The organism is Pseudomonas sp. 14P_8.1_Bac3, assembly GCF_025466085.1.
Lineage (GTDB): Bacteria > Pseudomonadota > Gammaproteobacteria > Pseudomonadales > Pseudomonadaceae > Aquipseudomonas.
Genome location: NZ_JANLOD010000041.1, coordinates 33,515 through 58,076 on the forward strand (window position 1 = coordinate 33,515; position 24,562 = coordinate 58,076).

Genomic DNA, 24,562 nt, shown 5'->3' on the forward strand with positions numbered 1-24,562 from the left:
TAATCCTTGGTCATTGGGTAGAAGTTGCTAGCTTGCCGGAGTTTACCGAGCAGGCAAACGTCTGTATATGTATATACAAATAACACACGATGGGGTGCTGAACCATGTCCGCCTTCTTTGCCGAACGCGCGCTGCTGCCTAGTGGATGGGCCAACAATGTACGTCTAGAGGTCAGCGCCGATGGCGTGTTGACCCAAATCCAGGCCGATTCCCACGCAGAAGGCGCCGAACGGCTAAACGGTCCGTTGTTGCCGGGAATGCCGAATCTGCACTCCCACGCGTTCCAGCGCGCGATGGCAGGATTAGCGGAAGTGGCCGGCAATCCGAACGACAGTTTCTGGACCTGGCGCGACCTAATGTATCGCCTCGTCGGGAAAATCAGCCCGGACCAGCTCGGCGTCATTGCCCGTCAGCTGTACATCGAAATGCTCAAGGCCGGTTACACCTCGGTCGCGGAATTTCACTACGTGCACCACGACACCAGCGGCCAACCGTACGCCGATCCCGCCGAACTGGCGTTGCGCATCAGCCAGGCCGCCAGCTCCGCCGGCATCGGTTTGACCCTGCTGCCAGTGCTCTACAGCCATTCCGGTTTTGGCGGCCAGACGCCGAACGACGGCCAGCGTCGCTTTATCAACAGCACGGACAATTACCTGAATCTGCAGTCGCGCTTGCAGCCGCTCCTGGCGCAGCAATCGGCGCAATCATTGGGCCTGTGTTTCCACTCGTTGCGCGCGGTCACACCACAGCAGATCAGCGAGGTGCTGGCCGCCAGTGATCAGCAGTGCCCGGTGCACATTCACATTGCCGAGCAGCAGAAGGAAGTCGACGACTGCCTGAGCTGGAGTGGCCGCCGTCCGCTGCAATGGCTGTACGAAAACACTGAAGTCGATCAGCGCTGGTGCCTGGTCCACGCGACTCACGCCAACCCGGAAGAAGTCACGCTGATGGCCAAGAGTCGCGCCATTGCCGGCCTGTGCCTGACCACCGAGGCCAACCTCGGCGACGGGATTTTCCCGGCGGTGGATTTCCTCGCGCAGGGCGGGCGCATGGGCATCGGTTCCGACAGCCATGTGTCGCTGAGCGTGGTGGAAGAGTTGCGCTGGCTGGAATACGGCCAGCGTCTGCGTGATCAGCGGCGTAATCGTTTGTATGGCGCGGATCAGCCAATGGTCGGCCGCACACTGTACGACGCCGCGCTGGAGGGTGGCGCGCAGGCGCTGGGCCAACCGATTGGTGCGCTGGAAGTTGGAAAGCGGGCGGATTGGCTGGTGCTGGACGGCAACGATCCCTACCTGGCGACTGCCAGAGGTGACGGGATTTTGAACCGCTGGTTATTTGCCGGTGGCGATCGTCAGGTGCGCGATGTGCTGGTCAATGGCCGATGGGTGGTGCGCGATGGGCGGCATGCCGGCGAAGAAGAGAGCAACCGCGCGTTCACTCAGGTCCTGCGCGAGCTCCTGGGCTGACACAAAACAAAAATGTGGGAGCCAGCCTGCTGGCGATAGCGGCATATCAGTCGACAGAGTGGGTGACTGATACAAGCTATCGCCAGCAGGCTGGCTCCCACAGTTGTTTTGTTGCGTTCGTCAGTTCGAGGTCTTGGCCATCTGCGTATCCGTCGCCCGCCAGATCAGTCGCGTGGTGTCGTAGCCCTGCTGGCGCGCCTTGCTTAGCAGCTCTTCGCGCACCACCCCATTGACCGTCGGGGTCCGCGACAGCAACCACAGATAGCGACGGCTCGGATCACCGACGATGGCGGTCTTGTAGTCATCGCTGACGTACAACACCCAATACTCGCCCTTCGCCACGCCCGGTATCAGCCGTGAAAACCAGGTGTCGAACTCGACCCAGAGCTTGTCGGTCTTGCCTGGCACCTGGGGATAAGCGGTGCCCTTGGCCTCTTCCCATTGCCAGTCCGCGGTCAGGCAGCGGTTCAGCACGATCACATTGCCGTCTGGCTTGAGGGTGTAGTGGGCTTCAGATTGCGCGCAGTTGCGCTGGAAATACATCGGCAAACGCGCCAACTCGTACCAGGTCCCTTGGTACTTTTTCAGATTGACGTTGTTGACGGTTTTCGGCGCCAACGGATCTTCGCCAGAAGTGGCGCAGCCAGCCAGTACCAGGCCGGCAAAAAGGAGGATCAATAACCGCTTCATTGTTTTTCTCCCGCGGGCGCATCGCCCCGGATTACTTCAGGCCTTGACCCGAAAACATCAACACTTTGTCACCGGCATACTGCACGCTGATAAAGCTGTTCTTGTCGCCCCAAGTGCAACTCGACATGCCGAGCGCGCCCGAACAGTCAGTGGGTTTGCCGAGCAAGGTTTCAACCTCGGCCTTGGCCATGCCCGCCGACAGTTTGGAGTAGTTTTCCTGATTGACCTTGCCGCACGCGGCCAGCAACACGCAGAACGAAAGCAGAGCGATGGAGCGCAGCGACATGGTGGAACTCCTGGTGCGAATGGGGATTGGCAGGGTGCCAAGCAGAAGCTTAGAAGAGAAAACCCCTATCTGGTTCCCTGACAAACCGCCTATTTCTTGGGCCGCTCGTCTGCCTTTTGCCGAAAAATCAGCCACTTTCTTTTGCTGTTGAGCATTTCGTCGGTTTTGGCCAGATCCGCCTAATCTTTGGCGCCGGGCAGTCGACATAAAAGCAGCGCAAAGCCCGTTCCTATGGCAAATTGGCGCCCCTGTCGACCAGCCTCTCCGCGGTAGTTCATTTAATGACCAGAAACATGAAGTTCAGCCACAAGATTTTGTTGGCTGCCGCCCTCGTGGTGGCTGTTGCCTTTGCCTGCTTCATCCTCTTCAACGACTACCGACAACGCCAGACCCTGCGCAGCAGCACCGAATCGTCCATGCAGGAACTCGGCAGCCTGACCACCAGTAATATCCAGACCTGGCTGGAAAGCCGCATCCAGTTGCTGCAATCGCTGTCGCAACAGATCGCGGTGGACGGCAGCGCCCCGGCCAGCCTCCAACGCGCCATCGACCTGCCCGCCTACACCGGCAACTTTCAGTTGAGCTACTTCGGCGGCACCGACGGCGTGATGTTTTCGATTCCGGCCGGCAATCGCGCATCCGACTACGACCCGCGGGCCCGCGGCTGGTACAAGGCGGCCAATGGCGCACAAAAGACCATCGTCACCGAGCCGTACATCGCAGCCTCCTCCGGCAAGCTGGTGATCACCGTCGCCACCCCGGTGCAGCATCAGAACCAGATGATCGGTGTCGCTGGCGCCGATATTGACCTGTCCAGCGTCAGCGCCATCATCAACTCGCTGAACTTCGGCGGCCACGGCCACGCGTTCATCGTCAGCGCCGACGGCAAGATCCTGATTCACCCGGACAGCAAACTGATCCTGAAGAACCTGAGCGAGGCCTATCCCGACAGCGCGCCACAAATCAGTCCGGGCATGAAAGAGGTCGAGATCGACGGCCAACGCCAGTTCATCTCCTTCACCCACGTCAACGGCGTGCCGTCAGCCGACTGGTACGTGGCGCTGGTGCTGGACCAGGACACGGCGTTCGCAATGCTCAGCGAATTCCGCACCTCGGCGATCGTCGCCATGGTGATTGCGGTGGTGATCATCATCGCCTTGCTGGGCATGTTGATCAGTTTCCTGATGCAGCCGCTGCTGACCATGGGCCGCGCCATGCATGACATTGCCGAAGGCGAAGGTGACCTGACCAAGCGCCTGACCATTCATGGTCACGACGAATTCGGGGCGTTGGGCACCTCGTTCAACCGCTTCGTGGAACGCATCCACACGTCGATCCGCGAAGTGTCTTCGGCCACCGGCCAGGTCAACGAAGTCGCCCTGCGCGTGGTCGCCGCGTCAAACTCGTCGATGTACAACTCCGACCAGCAAGCCTCGCGCACCAGCAGCGTCGCTGCGGCCATCAACGAACTGGGGGCCGCCGCCCAGGAAATCGCCCAGAACGCCGCCCTCGCCTCACAGCATTCAAGCGACGCCCGTGCACTGGCCGAAGACGGTCAGCAGGTGGTGGATAAAACCATCGCGGCGATGCATCAGCTGTCGGCGAAGATCAGCGATTCCTGCGGCAACATCGAAACCCTGAACAGCAACACGGTGAACATCGGGCAGATTCTGGAAGTGATCACCAGCATCTCCCAGCAGACCAACCTGTTGGCGTTGAACGCCGCCATCGAAGCGGCGCGCGCCGGTGAAGCCGGACGCGGTTTTGCCGTGGTGGCCGACGAAGTGCGCAACCTCGCGCACCGCACGCAGGACTCGGCGCAGCAAGTGCAGAAGATGATCGAAGAACTGCAAGTCGGCGCCCGCGAAGCGGTGAGCACCATGACCGACAGCCAGCGCCAGAGTGAAAGCAGTGTCGGCATCGCCAACCAGGCTGGCGAACGCCTGGGCAGCGTGACCCAGCGCATCGGCGAAATTGACGGCATGAACCAGTCGGTGGCCACGGCGACGGAAGAGCAGACGGCGGTGGTGGAGTCGATCAATGTCGACATTACCGAGATCAACACGCTGAACCAGGAAGGGGTGGAAAACCTGCAGGCGACGTTGCGGGCGTGCGCGGACCTTGAGCAGCAGGCGGCGCGGCTTAAGCAGTTGGTCGGTAGCTTCAGGATTTAGTGCCTGAACCAGCCCTTTCGCGAGCAGGCTCGCTCCCACATGGATCTTGGCCGTGCACAGAAACTGTGTTCACTGAAAAATCCAATGTGGGAGCGAGCCTGCTCGCGAAGATGGCATCTGCAACAATCAAGACCTAAAACCGAGACCCCGGCTCCGAAAGAAACTCCACTTCCTCAGCCGTAGACTCCCGCCCCAGCACCGCATTGCGATGCGGAAATCGTCCAAACCGCGCAATCACCCGCTGATGCTTTTCGGCATAGTTCAGGAAATCGGCAAACAGCTTCCGATCGCCCTCCGGCTGTTGCGCAATCAGATCGATATAGCGCGAAACCGCTTCGTTCTGCACCGCCAGATTCTCGCAATGCTCAAACACCAGATAAATGAACACCCGCTGAATCGGCCGCAACTGCCGATCGAAATCCGCGGCAATGCCTTGCGCCACCAGGGCCTGGGCCCGGAGATCGCCTGCGAAGGATTTGGGGGATTCGCGAAAGATCATTCGCGGGAGTTGATCCAGTAGCAGCACCAGGGCCAGCCAACCATCGGGGCGTTGCGCCCATTCGGTCAATCCGCCGGCCAGTGCCTGCTCGACCCATTCCCCGAACCGCGTCTGCGCTTCGAGGTCCTGGCTGTCGCGCTTGCCGAACCATAACTTGCCCTTGTCAGCCGCTATGTCGTTCGGCGATTCGAGCGTTCCGAACCACCATTCGAGCAACGGCTGCCAGGGCGCAGTCATGTTTATTCCTTGTGGTAAGCCGTGACGCGCTCGACTTCTTCTTTCGAGCCGAGGAACACCGCGACTCGCTGGTGCAGGCCGTCAGGCTTGATATCGAGGATACGCTGATGGCCATCGGTGGAAGCGCCGCCGGCCTGCTCGACCAGGAACGACATCGGGTTAGCTTCGTACATCAGGCGCAGCTTGCCCGGCTTCGATGGCTCGCGGCTGTCGCGTGGGTACATGAACAAGCCACCACGGGTCAGGATGCGGTGTACGTCGGCAACCATCGCGGCCACCCAACGCATGTTGTAGTTCTTTTTCAGCGGGCCTTCATCGCCGGCCAGCAATTCGTCAACGTAGCGCTGCACCGGTGCTTCCCAGTGACGCTGGTTGGAGGCGTTGATCGCGAATTCCTGAGTGGACGCCGGGATCGTGATGTCTTCGTGGGTCAACACGAAGCTGCCCATTTCGCGGTCGAGGGTGAAACCTTTCACGCCGTCGCCCAAGGTCAGCACCAGCATGGTCTGCGGGCCGTAGATGGCATAACCGGCGGCAACCTGTTGGGTGCCGGGTTGCAGGAAGGCTTTTTCGTTCAGCGCTTCGTTCTGGCTCAGGTACTCGCTCGGGCAACGCAGCACCGAGAAGATCGTGCCGACCGGGGCGTTGATGTCGATGTTCGACGAACCGTCCAGTGGGTCGAATACCAGCAGATAGGCGCCTTTCGGGTACTTGCCCGGGATCTGGTAGGCATTGTCCATTTCTTCGGACGCCATGCCGGCCAGGTGACCGCCCCATTCGTTGGCTTCGAGCAGGATCTCGTTGGAGATCACATCGAGTTTCTTCTGCACTTCACCTTGGACGTTTTCGGTGCCCATGCTGCCCAGAACACCACCCAGGGCGCCTTTGGACACGGCGTGGCTGATTTCTTTACAAGCGCGCGCCACCACTTCGATCAGGAAACGCAGATCGGCAGGGGTGTTGTTGCTACGGGTCTGCTCAATCAGATAGCGACTCAGGGTAACGCGGGACATGGAAGGCTCCGGTGGAATGGGGGGCTGAAAACCCGCGCAGTTTAACGCGAGTCGGGGCGCATTTCCTCCTATCAGACGTGATACGCCCAATAGAGTTCATGTGCCGGGTTTAGCGTAGTTCGAAACGGACCGGATGTGGACCTGATGAAAGGGCATGGTTTCGAATTTTCGTTGGCTGACAGTCCGTCTTCGCGGGCAAGCCACGCTCCCACAGGTTTCGTGTCGCACTCGCAATTGCGAACGGCGCGAAACCTGTGGGAGCGAGCCTGCTCGCGAATGGCGCGCAGCGCCAGCCATTCTCAGGTTTTGGCCGGCGGTTTACGCAATAGACTGAACGCCATCGCCGCCAAAAACAAAACGCTCAGTAACAACACCGCCCACAAGCCGAACTTCTTCCAGTCGGTGTCCGTCGTCGCCGCGCCAACCGCCGTTGAAACTGGCGTCTCTACCACCCCGCCATCCACCTTCGCCTTACCCAAAGTCGACCACTTCGCGGCGCTGTAATCCGGGATGAGCGTCGACAACGGCAGGTTCGCCGCCTTCACCGTCGCGCTGCCCAATGCCAGGGTGTAGGGCCCGGCGCCACGGGCGAGGAACACCAATTGCGTGGATCGTACGGCAAACTTCACGGTCGGCGCCTGCGCACCCAAACCGCCGCCACGCTCATCCACCGTCAACTTCAATTGCTGCACGGTTTGCCCAGGCAGTTGCAGTTCATTCTGTACCACGTCCTGGCCATTCTGGGTCAGGCGATACAGCAAACCGCTGCTCAGCGGCTGCCACGGCAAACTGCTGTCACGCCGACCGGACAACGTCACCGGGGCCAGGCTGTTCGGCTGCGCCAGTTCGACCTGCAAGCGCTCGACATTCAGCCCCATCGGCAACTGCCAGGTGTATTCCCCGGCCTTCGCGCTTATACCGGCCAACGGCTGCGACCAGACCAAGGGCAGCGGCAGGCTGCGGGTGCTGGCGCTTTGCAGTTGCGCCGACGTCAGGATCGGTGCCGAATGCGGCGTGGTCCACAGCAAGCGCAGATAGCGCGCCGATTGGCCCGGCAAGCCCACTTCATGCTGCTCGACCCGCTCGTCAGCGAACGTCAGCCGCGCCACCTGTCCGTCACCCCACGCCTGCCAGTTCTGCAAATCGTCACTGGCTTCAATGCTGAAACGCTGGAAGCCGTCGCGCTCGCTGGTCCAGTCGAGGACCAACTGCTGCAACGGCGCCTTGATGGCGCTGGCGTCGAGCAGCCAGCCACGCAGCACTTCTTCGCCCGCCTCCAGTTGGCTTGATGGCTGCACTTCGACCAGCGTGCCGTTGGCGCTCGATTGCACCCGCACGCTCGGCGCGCGTTCGGTGGCGTCAGCGGAGGTGTACAGCGGAAACCACTTCACGTCGGTCAGGGTGCGGTTTTCGCTGGTCTGCGCGACTTCCCGCGCCAGGGCATAGGCCTGAGCCTCGCCCGCCGCGCTGAACACCCGCACGTCGCTCAGGTCGGTCTGCCGCGCATTCAACTGCACCGCCAAAGGCAATACGAGGCGATACCACGGCCCCTCGCCGCTCACGCTCAGCGGCACTTGCGTGGCGAAATCCGTCGGTTTCTCTTGCGCGTGGGCCGACAACGCCAAGCCCATGGCAATAGCGCCCAACCAGACCCGATTCAGCTTCTGACTCAAGACGACACTCCTTCGGTTTGCGGGGCCGGTTTCGGCGCATCCGGCGCGGCGTCGGCGCGCTTGGGCGGCAGTGGAGCGAAATAGCCCACCACCAGCAGCAACACACCCACGCCGATAAACGAGACGATCCGCGCCAGCCCGCCGCGGTTACTCAATTCGACAAAGAACAGTTTCGCGACCACCACGCCGATCAACGCCGCGCCGATCAGCCAGACTTCGCGACGATGCCGCAGGTGCCCGCCGATCATCAGACCCAGGGCCATCAAGGTCCAGACGATCGACAGACCGGCCTGTACCTGCATCGACGCGAGCAGCAGATCCAGCTCGAACGGTACACCGCCCCAATGGTGCGCCGTGCGGTTCACCAGCGCGGTGAAGAACGCGAACAACGAGACACCGGCGATCAGTTGTGTGGCGTGATCAAAATAATCCTGGCGCAGCGCCAGTTGCGTCACCGCACTGCGCGCCCAGACGTAAACGCCGAACAGCGCAAACAGCAGGCCCAATTCCAGCGGATTGATCAGCGGCACATAAGGCAACGGTTCGGCAGTGCCGTCGCTGACCATGTTCGCCAGCCAGAACCAGCCGAGCATCAGCAACGCCAGCGGCGCCGCCGCGTACAACCGGTACTCGCGCGCGTAGGCCGACACCGGCCAAGGCCACTTGCGCGGCGCCGCCATCAGCACCAGGTACAGACTTGGCAGGATGGCCCAGCCCAACCAGCGCCAGGCGTTGTATTGCTCGGAAAGCAGCAACAAGCCGTAGCGCAACTCGAGCGCCAACACCCCGATCAACAGCCAGCAGCCGAGCACATGCGCGCCGCTCAAGGCCCGCGCCGGCAGCACCGGAGCCAGACGTCGCAGCGAGATGAAATGCACGACGAACACCGCTGCCCAGGCCAGCCATCCGAGACCGGCCGCCGGGTGATAACGCGAGTGCCACGCGGCGAACAACACCGCGCCGGCCGCCGGCATCAGCAAGGTGCAGAGCAGGCCCAGCGAAGCCCATCTCAGGCGCAACGCCAACCACGCCCACAACGCGACACTGACTGCCGCGACCGCCAGCAGCAAGGTGGCCTGAACGTTCACCGGCGCAAAGCGCAGCACCTCACTGATCCACGCCAGCGCCCACCAGCCCGCACCCCATACCAGCAGCGCCTCGGATAAGCGCCGCAAGCTCAACGCATCGAATGCCGATCCATGATTGCCGAGTTGCAAGCGCCACGCGCCGAGCAACGCGGCCAGGCCCAGCACCCACGGCGTCCAGAAGCCACTGTGCGCCAGCGGCTTCAGGCCTTCGCTGGCCAGCGGCCCCAACAAGTCCGGCCCGGCGAACAGGAACGCCGCACCGCCAATCACCTGCAGCAGCAGGCCGAAGACGAAACTCACCCGCTGCTTTAGGTACAGGCTCAGCCAGATGATGAACAAACCGCTGGCGGCCCACACCGCACTCGCGGTTTGCCACGGCAGCACGAACAGCACCGCCAGGTTGATCAGCACCAGGCCCGCCAGCAACACCACCGACAAACCGCGCAACAGCCGAACGTCGTTGCGCACCATGTCATCGCGCGCGGCCAGGAGCATGCCGGCGATCAAGGTCAGGCCGATCAGGGATGCGCTGAGCAAGCCGTTCCAGCCCGCGCTGAACACCGCGCCGGATTCGCCGCCCGCGCCTTGCAGGCGCAGCAGGAACAACGCACCGCCGAGCAACTGCACGGCAAACGCGGCGAACAGGAAGGTCCGCGATTGCAGGCGCAAGCCAACAAACAGCGTCACCAAACCGGCCAATGCCCACGCGATGGCAGTGCCGTGGGTGAAGAGGAACAGCGGCGCCAGCAGATAGAGGAAAGTCAGGCCGAGGCACGCCAGCACCGGCAAACCTTTGCGCTCCCACTCAGCGGCGTGTTCGGGCAAGGCATTGCGCAATTGGTAGAAGCTGAACAGCAACGCCACGCCGAGCATCAACGCCCCCAGCGGCGTGCCGTCGAGCAGGCTGCTTTCGCCAATCCGCAGCGTGCCGAGGAACGCCAGCGCCGAACCCAGTTGCAGCAGCAAGGCGAACGCACGGGCCAGCGGTCGTTGCTGACGCAGGCCCAGCCAGAAAATCCCTGCGCCTTCCACGGCCCAGGCGGCGCCAGTCCAACGCGCATCCAGCCCCAGCGGAATCGCCAGGCTGGCGAAGATCACGCCCAGTGCCAGGCAGGTTTCCGCCAGCAACAACGCGCGACCGCCCATCAACAGCCGCGCCAGCCCCATGTAGATCATGCCCAGCGCGAGGGCGCTGAACGCCGCGGCGAATTCCAGGTGCTGGACCAGCGCGAACTGCAAACCAAAGCCCACCAGCGGCGGACCGAACAGCATCGTGCCATCGACGTAATCACCCTTGCGCGCCGACCAGCGCAGCAACGCCTCGCGGCTGTCGTCCTCGGGCGCATCGCTCATTTCCAGCAATTTGCGCCGGGCGAACAGCAGCCCGATGGCCAGGTACATCAGGAAAAACAGGATCAGGAAGGGCTCGGTGCTCCACAACAGCTCCGGTGTGTAAGAACGCAGGCCCCAGGCGAAACCGATGCCAAAGGTGCCGACGAAGCCAATCAGGTTGAGCAGGCGCCAGGCCTTGAACCAGGCAATGGCGAGGATGCCGGCGTTGAGCAGGGCGAAGTAGCTGAACAGCGCGACGTGGTTGCCGGCGCCGGTGGACGTGAGAATCGGTGCCGCGAAACCGCCCAGCGCCGCGGCGCAGGCCAACGCCAGGGAGTCCTGGGTGATCGCCAGAATCGCCGAAAACACCGTCACCGCCACCAACAGGCCGAGCGCTGCAGTGGGGTCGAGCAGCGGATGCAAACGCATTGCCGCAAACACCGTCAGGTACAACACGGCAATCCCGGTGCCTTGCAGCATCAACGCATAGCTGTTGTTGCGGTGACGCAGCCACCAACCCAGGCCAAGCAAACCCAAGGCCGCCGCGGCGACGCCGGCATAACGCAGTTCGATCGGCACCACCACGCCTTCGGTGGCATAGCGCAGCAAAAAAGCCAGACCGAGGAACAACAGCACCACGCCGACCCGCAGCACGGTGTTGCCGCCGAACAGCCAGTTGCGTACACCGCCGATGGCGCGCTCGATGACATTCGGACCACGGGGGACGGCGGGCTCGCGGGTGACAGGCTCGGATCTCCAGACATCGTCGGGCAGTGGCCGGCTGGTTTGCGTCGCCGTCGAGGGAAGAGGTTCGAGTTCGGGTGGCAGGTCCCAGACCATCTCGGGGGTCGAGACGGGGATTTCTTCGAGAGTGAATACGGGAGGGGGCACCGGTTCGCTGGCGAGCGGTGCCTCGGCAAGCGGTTGATCGGGAGCCGACTCGCTGCTTTCAGCCGTCTTGATGCCGGACACCTCCAGCAAGGCCAGGCGTTGCTGGAGCGCATTTAGCGCCACTTGCGCCTGTTCCAGCAGCAACCGCTGCTCGGTGGCCTGCGAACCCAAACGGCCGAGGCGAATGGCCTGGCCGATACCCAACCCGAGCAGCGCGCCCAACAGCGCGTCGCTGAACGACTCGTCGAGCACCCAGCCGAGCACCAGCCCAATCAGCATGAAAATCCATTGCATGTCGATATCCCTAAGCGGCCCAATAACGAGCGAGTTCACAAACCCCCTGTGGGAGCGGGCTTGCTCGCGAATGCGGTAGGTCAGTCCAAATCAAGGTCATCTGACACACCGCATTCGCGAGCAAGCCCGCTCCCACAGGGGATAAGTGGCGCTTAGTATATCGATCAGGCCCAACCATCGTTGGGCCTTGCTCGCAATTATTGCTAAAAGTTACTCCAGCGCTTTCCAGATATCCGTGGCGTACTCCCGGATCGTTCGGTCCGAGGAGAACCAGCCCATGCGCGACGTGTTCAACACCGCCGAGCGCCACCACTGGTTCGCATCGTGCCAATGGGCTTCAACGCGCATCTGCGCATCCCAATAGGAATCGAAATCGGCGCAGACCAGGAAGCGGTCGTAGTCGATCAGCGAATCGATCAAACCGGTGTAACGGGATGGATCATCCGGAGAGAACACCCCGCCACGAATCGCTTGCAGCACGTCGTTGAGCCGATGGGACGCAGCGATGTCCGGCGTCGCATTGAACTCGTGGTTCTGTTTACGAGCCTCGACCTGCTGCGCGCTGAGGCCGAAGATGAACATGTGCTCGGCACCGATGCGTTCGCACATTTCGACGTTGGCGCCGTCCAGAGTGCCAATGGTGAGCGCGCCGTTGAGGCCGAACTTCATGTTGCTGGTGCCCGACGCTTCGAAGCCCGCGGTGGAAATCTGCTCCGACAAATCCGCCGCCGGAATGATGCTTTCCGCCAGGCTGACGTTGTAGTTGGGCAGGAACACGACTTTTAGCAAACCGCGCACGGTCGGGTCGTTGTTCACCACCCGGGCGATGTCGTTGGTCAGTTTGATGATCAGCTTGGCCTGGTGATAACTGGCCGCTGCCTTGCCGGCGAAGATCTTCACCCGCGGCACCCAGTCGATTTCCGGCTCGGCACGAATCGCCTGATAAAGCGCAACGGTGTGCAGCAGGTTGAGCAGTTGCCGCTTGTATTCGTGGATCCGCTTGACCTGCACGTCGAACATCGCCGCCGGGTTGACCGCAACCCCGAGCCGCTCGTGAATGATGTAGGCGAGGGCTTTTTTACTGTGCAGGCGCTGCTCGGCGAAAGCCTTGCGGAACGCGGCTTTTTCGGCGAACGGTTCCAGCTCCAGCAATTTCTCTTCGGGGTTGTCCAGCAGGTCCGGGCCGAGGGCGTCGACCAGCATCGAGGTCAATTCCGAGTTGGCCTGATACAACCAGCGGCGAAAGGTGATGCCGTTGGTCTTGTTGTTGATCCGCTCCGGGTAGAGCTTGTGCAATTCGGAGAACACGGTCTTGCGCATCAACTGCGTGTGCAGCCCCGACACGCCGTTGACGCTGTGGGAACCGAGGAACGCCAGGTTGCCCATGCGCACGCGGCGGCCGTTGTCTTCCTCGATCAGCGACACCGCGCGCAACACGTCGAAGTCGTGAATGCCTTTGGCGCGCAGCGAGTCGATGTGCTGGGCGTTGATCAAGTAGATGATCTGCATGTGCCGCGGCAGCATGCGCTCCATCAAACCGACCGGCCAGGTTTCCAGCGCTTCGGGCAACAGCGTGTGGTTGGTGTACGAGAGTGTGTCGACCGTGACCTGCCACGCGGCATCCCACGCCACGTCGTAGACGTCGACCAGCTGACGCATCAACTCGGCCACGGCAATCGACGGGTGCGTGTCATTGAGCTGGATCGCCGCGTGATCGCCCAGGGTCAGCACCGAGGTGTGCATGTTGCGATGGCGCCGCAGCAAATCCTGCAGGGACGCCGCGACGAAGAAATATTCCTGGCGCAGGCGCAGTTCCTGGCCGGCTTCGGTGCTGTCCGCGGGGTAGAGCACGCGGGAGATACTTTCCGCCCGGGCCACTTCGGCGACAGCGCCCAGGTGGTCGCCGGCGTTGAAGCGCTCCAGGTGCAAATCTTCCATGGCCCGGGCGCGCCACAGGCGCAGCGTGTTGACGCTCGCCCCGCGCCAGCCGACCACCGGCGTGTCATAGGCAATGGCCCGCACGGTTTCCGCGGGAGACCAGACTTGCTTGGACTTACCGTTTTCGTCGGTGACGGTTTCGACGCTGCCACCGAAGCCGATCGGGTAAACCACTTCCGGCCGCTCGAATTCCCAAGGGTTGCCGAAATCCAGCCAGTGTTCGGTCTGCTCCTGCTGCCAGCCATCGACAATGGCCTGGCGGAACAAGCCGTGCTCATAACGAATGCCGTAACCGTGGCCGGCGATGCCGAGGGTCGACATGCTTTCCATGAAGCACGCCGCCAGACGACCGAGGCCACCATTGCCGAGCGCCGCGTCGGGCTCCAGCAGGCGGATGCGTTCCAGGTCGACGCCAAGTTCGGTCAGGGCTTCACGGGCGACGTCCAGCAGGCCGAGGTTGCTCAGGCTGTCGTAGAGCAGCCGGCCGATGAGAAATTCCAGGGAGAGGTAGTAAACCCGCTTCTGACCTTTGCGGTAGATCTGCCGGGTGTGGTCCATCCAGTGCTCGACCATGTGATCGCGCGCTGCCAGCGCAATGGCTTCGAACCAGTCGTGGTCGAAGGCGTGATCCGGGTCTTTGCCCACCGCGTAGGTGAGTTTGGTCAAGACGGCGTCGCGAAATGCGGCCACCTCTGCTTCGCGAACAAGTGGTTCTTGAGTCATCGATAGGACCTCGAGCGAGCGTGGAGTTGTTGAGCCTAGACGGTCTGACAGACGCCGGGGGCTCTGGTTCGGCAGTTTTTCCTGATAGTGCGAGATAGTCCGGCATTACATTGTCACGTGCCTGAATGAATGCAGGGGCCGTGCCGGATTAACCGTGTTTATTCCGCGTCCAGGAAAAAATCTGGCGAAAGGTTGTTCAAAAATCCACCAGTCCCGGTATGATCGCGCGCCCTGATGCACACGCTGGTAACAACCGATGATGAAGTCCAACCTGATCGCCGCCGCGGAGATCGATCGCCTCGATACCTGGGCCAAATATTCTGCGCCGATGTGCGGCTCGTGCATATCCAGCTGCTGCACCTTGCCGGTCGAGGTCAAGATCAAGGACCTGATCCGCATCGGCATCGTCGATGAATTCGAGCGCGGCGAACCGGCCAAGAACATCGCCAAGCGCTTGCAGAAGGAAGGGATCGTCGAACGCTACAGCCAGAAGACCGAGATCTTCACCCTTCAGCGCATGAGCAACAACGATTGCCTGTACCTGGATCGTAAGAGCCGTCTGTGCACTATTTATGAAAAGCGCCCGGATACCTGCCGCAACCACCCGAAAATCGGACCGCGGCCGGGGTATTGCGCTTACAAGCCGAAGGAAGTGGAGCGCGAGACCAGCAGCAGCCGTCGTACGCTCGAGAAGTTTTAACAATCGCCAGGATAAACGGCGACTGACAGACCGCCATCGCTAGCAGGCTAGCTCCCACAGGGGATTGATGTCGACCACAGCTCCAGTGTGGGAGCTAGCCTGCTAGCGATTGGGCCGGCACAAACACCGCATAAACCGCAGACAAACAAAAACGCCCCCGGCCTTTCGACCGGGGGCGTTTTCGTTAAGCCGGGCTAAATCTTATGCCTTGGCTTTCTTGGCAGCGCGGGTACGCTCGCTTTCGTCCAGGATCTTCTTGCGAAGACGGATGGACTTAGGCGTGACTTCACACAGCTCGTCGTCCTGGATGAATTCCAGGGCCTGTTCCAGGGTGAAGCGAACAGGTGGGACCAGAGCGATGGTTTCGTCTTTACCCGAAGCACGCATGTTGTCGAGCTTCTTGCCCTTGGTAGGGTTAACGCCCAGGTCGTTGTCACGGCTGTTCAGACCAACGATCTGACCGTTGTAGATTTCCTGACCGTGTTCGACGAACAGCTTGCCACGTGCCTGGAGGGTTTCCAGGGAGTAGGTCAGTGCCTTGCCGGTTTCAACCGAAACCAGAACGCCGTTCTGACGACCGGACATGTCGCCCGACTTCATCACGTCGTAACGGTCGAAGATCGAGGTCAGAATGCCAGCGCCGTTGGTCAGGGTCAGGAACTGGTTACGGAAACCGATCAGACCGCGAGCAGGGATGTTGTATTCCAGGCGTACACGGCCCTTGCCATCCGGGACCATGTTGGTCAGGTCGCCCTTACGCAGGCCCATCTCTTCCATCACCTTGCCCTGGGATTCTTCCGGCAGGTCGATGGTGACGTTTTCGAACGGTTCGTGCTTCACGCCGTCAACCAGACGGATGATCACTTCCGGACGGCCTACAGCCATTTCGAAGCCTTCGCGACGCATGGTTTCGATCAGTACCGAGAGGTGCAGTTCGCCACGGCCGGAAACCTTGAACTTGTCAGCCGAGTCGCCTTCTTCAACGCGCAGTGCAACGTTGTACAGCAGCTCTTTGTCCAGACGTTCCTTGATGTTACGGGAAGTCACGAACTTGCCTTCTTTACCGCAGAATGGCGAGTCGTTCACCTGGAAGGTCATGGAAACGGTTGGCTCGTCGACGGTCAACGGCTTCATCGCTTCAACGGTGTCCGGGTGGCACAGCGTGTCAGAGATGAACAGCGAGTCCATACCGCTGATGCACACGATGTCGCCTGCTGCAGCTTCTTCAACGTCTACACGGTGCAGACCGTGGTGACCCATCAGCTTCAGGATACGACCGTTACGCTTCTTGCCGTCAGCGCCGATGGCGACAACCGGAGTGTTCGGCTTGACGCGACCACGAGCGATACGGCCAACACCGATAACACCCAGGAAGCTGTTGTAGTCCAGTGCGGAGATTTGCATCTGGAACGGACCGTCACGGTCAACTTTTGGAGCTGGAACGTGGTCAACAATCGCCTGGTACAGCGGTGTCATGTCTTCAGCCATCTCGTTGTGGTCCAGACCGGCAATACCGTTCAGGGCCGAGGCGTAGACGACTTGGAAGTCCAGCTGTTCTTCGGTGGCACCCAGGTTGTCGAACAGGTCGAAGATCTGGTCCAGAACCCAGTCCGGACGCGCGCCTGGACGGTCAACCTTGTTGATGCACACGATCGGACGCAGGCCGGCTTCGAACGCCTTCTTGGTCACGAAACGGGTTTGCGGCATAGGGCCGTCTTGAGCGTCAACCAGCAGCAGAACGGAGTCAACCATCGACATTACGCGTTCAACTTCACCGCCGAAGTCGGCGTGGCCCGGGGTGTCCACGATGTTGATGTGGAAGCCGTTCCAGTTGATGGCGGTGTTTTTCGCCAGAATGGTAATACCGCGCTCTTTCTCCTGGTCGTTGGAGTCCATCACGCGCTCGTCGTTGAGCTCGTTGCGCTCCAGGGTGCCGGATTGACGCAAGAGTTTGTCTACCAGGGTGGTTTTACCGTGGTCAACGTGAGCAATGATGGCGATGTTGCGTAGATTTTCGATCACTTGTGTATCTCGATCAGAGGATTCGGTGTGCTGACAAGTCTTGGCAGCGATTAACAGTAGAGTCCGGCAAAGCCGTTACAGCTTGACGGCGGCGTCGGGGGGCCGGTGACGCAGGCCACAGGCAAACAGCCCCGGGCACTTAGCTCGGTCGATAAACGCGCACATTGGCATGCCCCTCACTGAGCAAATGGTGGGCATGCAGGCGACTCATCACGCCTTTGTCGCAATACAACAGGTACTGGCGAGTAGGGTCCAGTTCCTTGAAACGAGCGTTCAATGCATAAAACGGCATCGTCTGTACCTCAATGCCAGCAAGCTCCATCGGATCGTCTTCAGCGGCATCCGGGTGACGAATGTCGATGATGATCTGACCGGCCAGTGCTTCGCTGACTTCTTCGATTTGCAAGTCCTGGCCCAATTCGTCGATCACGCGATCGATCGGCACCAGCTTGGCGTTCTCGAGCGCACGCTCGAGCACCGCCATGTCGAATTCTTTCTCTTCATGCTCCACGCGCGGACGCTTGGCGTGGGTCTTGGGGTTCACCGAGATGACCCCGCAATACTCCGGCATGTGCTTGGCGAAGTCGGCAGTGCCGATTTCGTTGGCCAGGTCGATGATGTCCTGCTTGTGACTGGCGATCAGCGGACGCAAGACCAGCTTGTCGGTCACGCAGTCGATCACGGACAGGTTCGGCAGCGTCTGGCTCGACACCTGGGAAATCGCCTCGCCGGTCACCAGCGCTTCGATCTCCAGCCGATCGGCAATACGGGAAGCAGCGCGCAACATCATACGCTTCAAAACTACACCCATATGACTGTTATCGACTTTCCCGAGAATTTCTCCCAGTACTTCCTCGAACGGCACACTGACAAATAACACGCGTTGGGAGCTGCCGTACTTCTTCCAGATGAAGTGCGCGACTTCCATGACGCCCAGTTCATGGGCCCGTCCGCCCAGATTGAAGAAGCAGAAATGGCTCATAAGGCCGCGGCGCATGATCTGGTACGCGGCAACGGTGGAATCGAAGCCACCGGACATCAGCACAAGCGTCTGTTCCAGGGCACCCAGCGGATAACCGCCGATGCTGTTGTGCTGGCTGTGGATCACGAACAACCGTTTGTCGCGAATTTCGATGCGGACTTCGATTTCCGGCTCTTTCAGAGAAATACCGGCGGCGCCGCACTGACGACGCAGCTGGCTGCCGACGTATTTCTCGACGTCCATCGAGCTGAATTCATGCTTGCCCGCGCGCTTGCAACGCACCGAAAAGATTTTCCCCGCCAGCGAATCCCCGAAGTGCAGCTTGCACTTGGCAACCATGTCGTCGAAGTCGCCCAGCGGGTATTCGTCGACCTGCAGGAAATGCGCGATGCCCGGCATGCAGCTCAGGCGCTCGGTCATCTCCTTTAGGGCTTTGGGCTCGCTGACGCGGGTTTCCAGCTCGAGATTGTCCCACACACCGTTCACCACCACCGCCGGGTCCAGGTCACGGAGCACGGTGCGGATGTTTTTGGCCAGCTGGCGGATGAAACGCATCCGTACCGGGCGGCTCTTGATGGTGATCTCGGGGAAGACTTTTACGATTAGTTTCATGAAAACAGCGCGCGCTGGGCCAGCCGAAAAAGGGGGGCGCGGATTATAGCGGAAATTGCTCAAGGTTTAACCAGTTAATGTGCAGAAGGTTTTGCACGCACCAAAACAGGTCATTTGACGTTTCGCACGCCACATAAAGGGGCGGGATAATCCACATTAATCCGCTTTTTGCCTTTATAGGCGTGAAATTGGGGCAAAAAACCCATGCTGGGGCACTGGCATGCAATTTGCTCCCTTGTGAGGCAGGTTGCCTTGGCAGAGTATTCGCGCCGGCATCACCCACATTCAAGGGCCATCCACTACCAAGCCCGAAGCCACCCGGAGGACACTATGTCGAAGTCGGTTCAACTCATCAAAGATCATGACGTCAAGTGGATTGATCTGCGCTTCACGGACACCAAAGGCACTCAACACCACGTGACCATGCCGGCTCGCGACGGGCTGGATGAAGCTTTCTTCGAAGAAGGCAAAATGTTCGACGGCTCCTCCATCGCCGGCTGGAAAGGTATCGAAGCCTCCGACATGATCCTGATGCCGGACGACAGCACTGCCGTCCTCGACCCGTTCACCGAAGAGCCGACCCTGATCCTGGTTTGCGACGTGATCGAGCCTTCGACCATGCAAGGCTACGACCGCGACCCACGTGCGATCGCCAAGCGCGCCGAGGAATACCTGAAGTCGACCGGTATCGGTGACACCGTGTTCGTTGGTCCGGAACCAGAATTCTTCATCTTCGACGAAGTGAAGTTCAAGTCCGACATCTCCGGCTCCATGTTCAAAATTTTCTCCGAACAAGGTTCGTGGATGTCCGACCAGGACGTGGAAGGCGGCAACCGTGGCCACCGTCCAGGCATCAAAGGCGGCTACTTCCCGGTTCCTCCATTCGACCACGACCACGAAATCCGTACCTCCATGTGCAACGCCATGGAAGAAATGGGCCTGGTCATCGAAGTTCACCACCACGAAGTGGCGACTGCCGGCCAGAACGAAATCGGTGTGAAGTTCAACACCCTGGTAGCCAAGGCTGACGAAGTTCAGACCCTGAAATACTGCGTACACAACGTTGCTGATGCCTACGGCCGCACCGCGACCTTCATGCCTAAGCCGCTGTACGGCGACAACGGTTCGGGTATGCACGTTCACCTGTCCATCGCCAAAGATGGCAAGAACACCTTCGCTGGCGAAGGCTATGCCGGCCTGTCCGACACCGCTCTGTACTTCATCGGCGGCATCATCAAGCACGGTAAGGCACTGAACGGCTTCACCAACCCGTCGACCAACTCCTACAAGCGTCTGGTCCCAGGTTTCGAAGCGCCAGTGATGCTGGCCTACTCGGCGCGCAACCGTTCCGCTTCGATCCGTATTCCTTACGTGTCCAGCCCTCGCGCTCGCCGTATCGAAGCCCGCTTCCCGGATCCGGCAGCCAACCCGTACTTGGGCTTCGCTGCACTGCTGATGGCTGGCCTGGACGGCATCCAGAACAAGATCCACCCTGGCGATGCAGCTGACAAAAACCTGTACGACCTGCCGCCTGAAGAGGCGAAAGAGATCCCACAAGTGTGCGGCAGCCTGAAAGAAGCCCTGGAAGAGCTGGACAAAGGTCGTGCGTTCCTGACCAAAGGCGGCGTTTTCAGCGACGATTTCATCGACGCCTACATCGCTCTGAAAAGCGAAGAAGAAATCAAGGTCCGTACCTTCGTACACCCACTGGAATACGAGCTGTACTACAGCTGCTGATCCGGTAGCGCCAGCGCAAGCGGCGTGACAAAAAAGGAGCCTCCTTCGGGAGGCTTTTTTTGTGCCCGCGATTTAACAGCCGACAAATTCCCCTGTAGGAGCGAGCATGCTCGCGATGGAGGCCAACGATGACGCGGGCTGCCTGAATCAACGCAGCGCCCCTACATACATCGCCAGCAAGCTGGCTCCAGGGTGGTCGGAGAGAGGGCTAAATCGTGCCGAGATGTTTTCAACTTGGGCCAACTGCCGCCACTGACCTATGCTGCAACCCAACGTTTTCGCTTCTGGTCGATTTTATGGGTCGTGGTTTTCTGTTCATCCTGCTGCTGATCGCGCTTCCCGCCGCCGCGCAGATCTATAAGTACACCGACGCCGCGGGCAACACCGCTTACAGCAATCAGCCGCCCGACGGCGTGAAGGCGGTGCCGGTCGAGCTGCCGCCACTCAACAGCGTCGAACGCCAGGCACCACCTGCCCCACCTGCCGAAGCCGCCAGCCGTGAGCAACCCCAGAGCGCCTACGAGGTGCTGGAACTGACCAACCTGCCCACCACCGAAGCCCTGCGTGCCAACAACGGCACCTTCACCGTCAGCGTGTTGATCAAACCGCGTTTGCAGGGCTCGCACTTGTTCCGGCTGGTGCTGGATGATCAGCCCTACGGTCAGCCGAGCAACGTGCCGATCCTGCAACTGGTCAACGTTGATCGCGGCACCCACAGTCTGGCGGTCGAGGTGATCGACGGGGAAAACATCGTTCAGCAGAGCCCGAGCGTGACCTTCACCGTGCAACGGGTGCACACGCCGTGAGGGGATGGCTGCTGCTTGCCTGCCTGATCGCGCTGCCGGTGCCGGCCGACGTGTTCACCTACGTCGATGCCCAGGGCAATCGGGTCTTCACCGACCAGCCCGGCTCTCGCAACGCCAAGCGTGTGCCCCTGGCGACGAGCAATCGCATGTCCGCCAACCCGACCGGCGCAGCGCCGGGGGTGACCGGGCAAAAACCCGCCACCAAGCCACTGTTCCACTACGACATGCTCAGGGTGCTGGTTCCCGACCCCGACGCCACGATCCGCAGCAGCGCCGGCGAACTGATCGTCAGCGTCACCAGCGAGCCTGGCTTGCAACGGGGCCATCACTACCGTCTGTTGCTGGATGGCCAGCCCACCGCCGAGCCTGGCCCCAGCCCGGTCTTCGCCCTCAGCAACATTGACCGTGGCAGCCATAACCTGTCTGTCGAAATCCTTGATGAACATGGCCGCACCGTTGAGCGCACGGCCAATCAGCCGTTTCACATGCTGCGCATCTCCCTCGCGCAAAAACGCCAGACCCGCCCCTGCACGCTGACCGACTACGGGGTGCGGCCGGAGTGCCCGATCAAAGACAAACCCGAAGAAGAAAAAAATCCCTTCCTGCGCTTCTTTTAGCGCCGTTCAGCTTTCAGCCCTATATTGGTGCAATAGGTTGCACCGAACTCACATTGCAACCCATTTTGGTTCGAAATGACTCGCAGAAGGTAGCAGAACGCCACGCAAACGAGCGTCAAACGCCCGTTTCAGGCGTTAAACGCTTCTTTTCGGAGCCTTGGTTTGGTTTTTGCATTTTCCCCGCATCAGCGCTTTATTCATGCGCGCGCCCTGCTCCAAAAGAGGTCCTGATGACCATTAGCGACGCACTGCATCGATTGCTACTCGACAACCTGACCACCGCCACCATCCTGCTCGACGCCGAACTGCGCCTCGAGTACATGAACCCGGCGGCGGAAATGCTGTTGGCCATCAGCGGCCAGCGCAGCCACGGGCAGTTCATCAGTGAGTTGTTCACCGAATCCGTTGAAGCCCTGAACTCCCTGCGCCAGGCGGTCGAGCAGGCGCATCCGTTTACCAAGCGCGAAGCGATGCTCACCGCCCTCACCGGCCAGACGCTGACCGTCGATTACGCGGTGACGCCGATCCTCGCCAACGGCGCGACTATGTTGTTGCTGGAAGTTCACCCGCGTGATCGCTTGCTGCGGATCACCAAGGAAGAGGCGCAGCTGTCGAAGCAGGAAACCAGCAAGATGCTGGTGCGCGGCCTCGCCCATGAAATCAAGAACCCCCTCGGCGGGATTCGCGGTGCCGCGCAGTTGCTGGCCCGGGAACTGCCGGAAGAAAGCCTGCGCGATTACACCAACGTCATCATCGAAGAAGCCGATCGCCTGCGAAATCTGGTCGACCGCATGCTGGGCTCCAACAAGCTGCCGTCGCTGGCCATGTGCAATGTCCACGAAGTGCTGGAACGTGTCTGCCAGTTGGTCGAAGCGGAAAGCCAGGGCTGCATCACCTTGGTGCGCGACTACGATCCGAGCATCCCCGACGTGCTGATTGATCGCGAACAAATGATCCAGGCCGTCCTGAACATCGTGCGCAACGCGATGCAGGCCATCAGCAGCCAGAACGAACTGCGCCTGGGCCGCATCAGCCTGCGCACCCGCGCCATGCGTCAGTTCACCATCGGCCACGTGCGCCATCGCCTGGTGACCAAGATCGAGATCATCGACAACGGTCCCGGGATCCCTGCGGAACTTCAGGAAACCATCTTCTTTCCCATGGTCAGCGGACGCCCGGACGGTACCGGACTCGGCCTGGCCATTACCCAGAACATCATCAGCCAGCACCAGGGCCTGATCGAGTGTGACAGCCACCCAGGCCACACCACCTTCTCGATCTTTCTGCCACTGGAACAAGGAGCCACATCGACATGAGCCGTAGTGAAACCGTGTGGATCGTCGATGACGACCGTTCTATCCGTTGGGTCCTGGAAAAAGCCTTGCAGCAGGAAGGCATGACCACGCAAAGCTTCGACAGCGCCGATGGCGTGATGAGCCGACTGGCGCGCCAACAGCCCGACGTGATCATCTCCGACATCCGCATGCCGGGTGCGAGCGGCCTGGACCTGCTGGCGCGGATTCGCGAACAACACCCACGGTTGCCGGTGATCATCATGACCGCGCACTCCGACCTGGACAGCGCGGTCGCCTCCTATCAAGGTGGCGCGTTCGAGTACCTGCCGAAACCGTTCGATGTCGACGAAGCCGTTTCCCTGGTCAAGCGCGCCAATCAGCATGCGCAAGAACAACAAGGCATGGAAGTCCCGGTCGCGCTGACCCGCACGCCGGAAATCATCGGCGAAGCGCCGGCGATGCAGGAAGTGTTTCGCGCCATCGGCCGCTTGAGCCACTCCAACATTACCGTGCTGATCAACGGTGAATCCGGCACCGGTAAAGAACTCGTCGCCCACGCCTTGCATCGCCACAGCCCGCGGGCGGCGTCGCCGTTCATTGCGTTGAACATGGCGGCAATCCCGAAAGACCTGATGGAATCCGAGCTGTTCGGCCATGAAAAAGGCGCCTTCACCGGCGCGGCCAACCTGCGTCGCGGGCGTTTCGAACAGGCGGACGGCGGCACGCTGTTCCTCGATGAAATCGGCGACATGCCGGCGGACACACAAACCCGTTTGCTGCGCGTACTGGCCGACGGCGAGTTCTACCGTGTCGGCGGGCACGTGCCGGTGAAGGTGGATGTACGCATCATCGCCGCGACCCACCAGAACCTGGAAACCCTGGTGCACGCCGGGAAATTCCGCGAAGACCTGTTCCACCGCCTCAACGTGATCCGCATTCATATTCCACGGTTGTCGGACCGTCGCGAAGACATTCCGACACTGGCCAAGCATTTCCTCAGCCGCGCCGCGCAAGAACTGGCGGTCGAGCCGAAGCTGCTGAAAAGCGAAACCGAGGAATACCTGAAGAACCTGCCGTGGGGCGGTAACGTCCGCCAGCTGGAGAACACCTGCCGCTGGATCACGGTGATGGCGTCGGGTCGCGAAGTGCACATCAGCGACTTGCCGCCGGAACTGCTGAGCCTGCCGCAGGATTCCGCACCGGTGACCAACTGGGAGCAGGCGCTGCGGCAATGGGCTGATCAGGCGCTGGCGCGTGGTCAGTCGAGCCTGCTTGACACGGCGGTGCCCGCCTTTGAACGGATCATGATCGAAACCGCCCTCAAACACACTGCCGGGCGCCGCCGCGATGCCGCGGTCTTGCTGGGTTGGGGGCGTAATACCCTGACGCGCAAGATCAAGGAATTGGGGATGAAGGTGGATGGTGGGGATGATGATGAAGGGGAAGAGGGTTAAACAGCCTTAAGGCCTTTGCTGACCGATACA

At 60.8% G+C, this 24,562-nt stretch carries 17 protein-coding genes and 1 pseudogene; 9 read left to right on the forward strand and 9 right to left on the reverse strand.

Features of this window, described 5'->3' with window-relative positions; all coding sequences use genetic code 11:
• The first annotated feature begins 104 nt into the window (after positions 1 to 104).
• Complete coding sequence (locus NTD84_RS11560; protein ID WP_262165352.1) at positions 105 to 1,469, forward strand: formimidoylglutamate deiminase; 1,365 nt, start codon at positions 105 to 107, stop codon at positions 1,467 to 1,469.
• A 120-nt stretch (positions 1,470 to 1,589) separates the two neighbouring features.
• Here NTD84_RS11560 and NTD84_RS11565 read toward each other — a convergent pair whose 3' ends face one another.
• Both NTD84_RS11565 and NTD84_RS11570 read right to left on the reverse strand, forming a co-directional pair.
• Complete coding sequence (locus NTD84_RS11565) at positions 1,590 to 2,159, reverse strand: lipocalin family protein (protein WP_262165354.1); 570 nt, start codon at positions 2,157 to 2,159, stop codon at positions 1,590 to 1,592.
• A 31-nt stretch (positions 2,160 to 2,190) separates the two neighbouring features.
• Positions 2,191 to 2,445: an outer membrane protein assembly factor BamE gene (locus NTD84_RS11570; RefSeq protein ID WP_150713610.1), complete on the reverse strand. Its 255-nt coding sequence runs from the start codon at positions 2,443 to 2,445 to the stop codon at positions 2,191 to 2,193.
• 293 nt (positions 2,446 to 2,738) lie between these two features.
• Here NTD84_RS11570 and NTD84_RS30040 point away from each other — a divergent pair.
• Positions 2,739 to 3,761: pseudogene (locus NTD84_RS30040) on the forward strand (cache domain-containing protein); the annotation flags it as partial.
• 93 nt (positions 3,762 to 3,854) lie between these two features.
• A complete protein-coding gene (locus tag NTD84_RS30045; RefSeq protein ID WP_410017345.1) occupies positions 3,855 to 4,619 on the forward strand; it encodes a methyl-accepting chemotaxis protein in 765 nt (254 codons plus the stop codon).
• A 133-nt stretch (positions 4,620 to 4,752) separates the two neighbouring features.
• Here NTD84_RS30045 and NTD84_RS11580 read toward each other — a convergent pair whose 3' ends face one another.
• From NTD84_RS11580 to NTD84_RS11600, 5 genes are all read right to left on the reverse strand, one after another.
• Positions 4,753 to 5,355: a DUF924 family protein gene (locus NTD84_RS11580; protein ID WP_262165360.1), complete on the reverse strand. Its 603-nt coding sequence runs from the start codon at positions 5,353 to 5,355 to the stop codon at positions 4,753 to 4,755.
• A gap of 2 nt (positions 5,356 to 5,357) precedes the next feature.
• Positions 5,358 to 6,368: a class 1 fructose-bisphosphatase gene (locus tag NTD84_RS11585; RefSeq protein ID WP_262165361.1), complete on the reverse strand. Its 1,011-nt coding sequence runs from the start codon at positions 6,366 to 6,368 to the stop codon at positions 5,358 to 5,360.
• 299 nt (positions 6,369 to 6,667) lie between these two features.
• Positions 6,668 to 8,041, reverse strand: a complete 1,374-nt coding sequence (locus tag NTD84_RS11590; RefSeq protein ID WP_262165362.1) for a DUF3999 domain-containing protein — start codon at positions 8,039 to 8,041, stop codon at positions 6,668 to 6,670.
• The gene (locus NTD84_RS11595) at positions 8,038 to 11,646 is read right to left on the reverse strand and encodes a DUF2339 domain-containing protein (protein ID WP_262165363.1); all 3,609 of its coding nucleotides are present in this window, start codon (positions 11,644 to 11,646) and stop codon (positions 8,038 to 8,040) included. Before NTD84_RS11595 ends, NTD84_RS11590 begins: the two co-directional genes overlap by 4 nt.
• Positions 11,647 to 11,856: 210 nt before the next feature.
• The gene (locus NTD84_RS11600) at positions 11,857 to 14,307 is read right to left on the reverse strand and encodes a glycogen/starch/alpha-glucan phosphorylase (RefSeq protein WP_262165366.1); all 2,451 of its coding nucleotides are present in this window, start codon (positions 14,305 to 14,307) and stop codon (positions 11,857 to 11,859) included.
• Positions 14,308 to 14,563: 256 nt separating this feature from the next.
• Between NTD84_RS11600 and NTD84_RS11605 the strand changes: the two genes are divergently transcribed.
• Complete coding sequence (locus NTD84_RS11605) at positions 14,564 to 15,007, forward strand: YkgJ family cysteine cluster protein (protein ID WP_262165369.1); 444 nt, start codon at positions 14,564 to 14,566, stop codon at positions 15,005 to 15,007.
• 201 nt (positions 15,008 to 15,208) lie between these two features.
• Here the strand turns inward: NTD84_RS11605 and typA are convergent, their stop codons facing one another.
• A complete protein-coding gene (gene typA, locus NTD84_RS11610; RefSeq protein ID WP_262165371.1) occupies positions 15,209 to 17,029 on the reverse strand; it encodes a translational GTPase TypA in 1,821 nt (606 codons plus the stop codon).
• A 139-nt stretch (positions 17,030 to 17,168) separates the two neighbouring features.
• A complete protein-coding gene (gene thiI / locus NTD84_RS11615; protein WP_262165374.1) occupies positions 17,169 to 18,623 on the reverse strand; it encodes a tRNA uracil 4-sulfurtransferase ThiI in 1,455 nt (484 codons plus the stop codon).
• Positions 18,624 to 18,953: 330 nt separating this feature from the next.
• Between thiI and glnA the strand changes: the two genes are divergently transcribed.
• The 5 genes from glnA to ntrC all read left to right on the forward strand — a co-directional run bounded on the left by glnA (position 18,954) and on the right by ntrC (position 24,532).
• Complete coding sequence (gene glnA, locus NTD84_RS11620) at positions 18,954 to 20,360, forward strand: glutamate--ammonia ligase (protein WP_262165376.1); 1,407 nt, start codon at positions 18,954 to 18,956, stop codon at positions 20,358 to 20,360.
• A 296-nt stretch (positions 20,361 to 20,656) separates the two neighbouring features.
• A complete protein-coding gene (locus tag NTD84_RS11625; RefSeq protein WP_262165379.1) occupies positions 20,657 to 21,166 on the forward strand; it encodes a DUF4124 domain-containing protein in 510 nt (169 codons plus the stop codon).
• A complete protein-coding gene (locus NTD84_RS11630; RefSeq protein WP_262165381.1) occupies positions 21,163 to 21,783 on the forward strand; it encodes a DUF4124 domain-containing protein in 621 nt (206 codons plus the stop codon). Before NTD84_RS11625 ends, NTD84_RS11630 begins: the two co-directional genes overlap by 4 nt.
• A gap of 230 nt (positions 21,784 to 22,013) precedes the next feature.
• Positions 22,014 to 23,099, forward strand: coding sequence for a nitrogen regulation protein NR(II) (gene glnL / locus NTD84_RS11635; RefSeq protein ID WP_262165384.1), 1,086 nt, complete (start codon positions 22,014 to 22,016; stop codon positions 23,097 to 23,099).
• Positions 23,096 to 24,532, forward strand: a complete 1,437-nt coding sequence (gene ntrC / locus NTD84_RS11640; protein ID WP_262165388.1) for a nitrogen regulation protein NR(I) — start codon at positions 23,096 to 23,098, stop codon at positions 24,530 to 24,532. Before glnL ends, ntrC begins: the two co-directional genes overlap by 4 nt.
• Positions 24,533 to 24,562: the final 30 nt, after the last annotated feature.

Coding starts and splice junctions, on each gene's coding strand:
- NTD84_RS11585 (WP_262165361.1), bottom strand. CDS start 6,368: ATGTCCCGCGTTACCCTGAGTCGCTATCTGATTGAGCAGACCCGTAGC.
- NTD84_RS11600 (WP_262165366.1), bottom strand. CDS start 14,307: ATGACTCAAGAACCACTTGTTCGCGAAGCAGAGGTGGCCGCATTTCGC.
- NTD84_RS11570 (WP_150713610.1), bottom strand. CDS start 2,445: ATGTCGCTGCGCTCCATCGCTCTGCTTTCGTTCTGCGTGTTGCTGGCC.
- glnL (WP_262165384.1), top strand. CDS start 22,014: ATGACCATTAGCGACGCACTGCATCGATTGCTACTCGACAACCTGACC.
- glnA (WP_262165376.1), top strand. CDS start 18,954: ATGTCGAAGTCGGTTCAACTCATCAAAGATCATGACGTCAAGTGGATT.
- NTD84_RS11625 (WP_262165379.1), top strand. CDS start 20,657: ATGGGTCGTGGTTTTCTGTTCATCCTGCTGCTGATCGCGCTTCCCGCC.
- NTD84_RS11580 (WP_262165360.1), bottom strand. CDS start 5,355: ATGACTGCGCCCTGGCAGCCGTTGCTCGAATGGTGGTTCGGAACGCTC.
- NTD84_RS11595 (WP_262165363.1), bottom strand. CDS start 11,646: ATGCAATGGATTTTCATGCTGATTGGGCTGGTGCTCGGCTGGGTGCTC.
- NTD84_RS11565 (WP_262165354.1), bottom strand. CDS start 2,159: ATGAAGCGGTTATTGATCCTCCTTTTTGCCGGCCTGGTACTGGCTGGC.
- NTD84_RS30045 (WP_410017345.1), top strand. CDS start 3,855: ATGTACAACTCCGACCAGCAAGCCTCGCGCACCAGCAGCGTCGCTGCG.
- NTD84_RS11605 (WP_262165369.1), top strand. CDS start 14,564: ATGATGAAGTCCAACCTGATCGCCGCCGCGGAGATCGATCGCCTCGAT.
- NTD84_RS11560 (WP_262165352.1), top strand. CDS start 105: ATGTCCGCCTTCTTTGCCGAACGCGCGCTGCTGCCTAGTGGATGGGCC.
- thiI (WP_262165374.1), bottom strand. CDS start 18,623: ATGAAACTAATCGTAAAAGTCTTCCCCGAGATCACCATCAAGAGCCGC.
- ntrC (WP_262165388.1), top strand. CDS start 23,096: ATGAGCCGTAGTGAAACCGTGTGGATCGTCGATGACGACCGTTCTATC.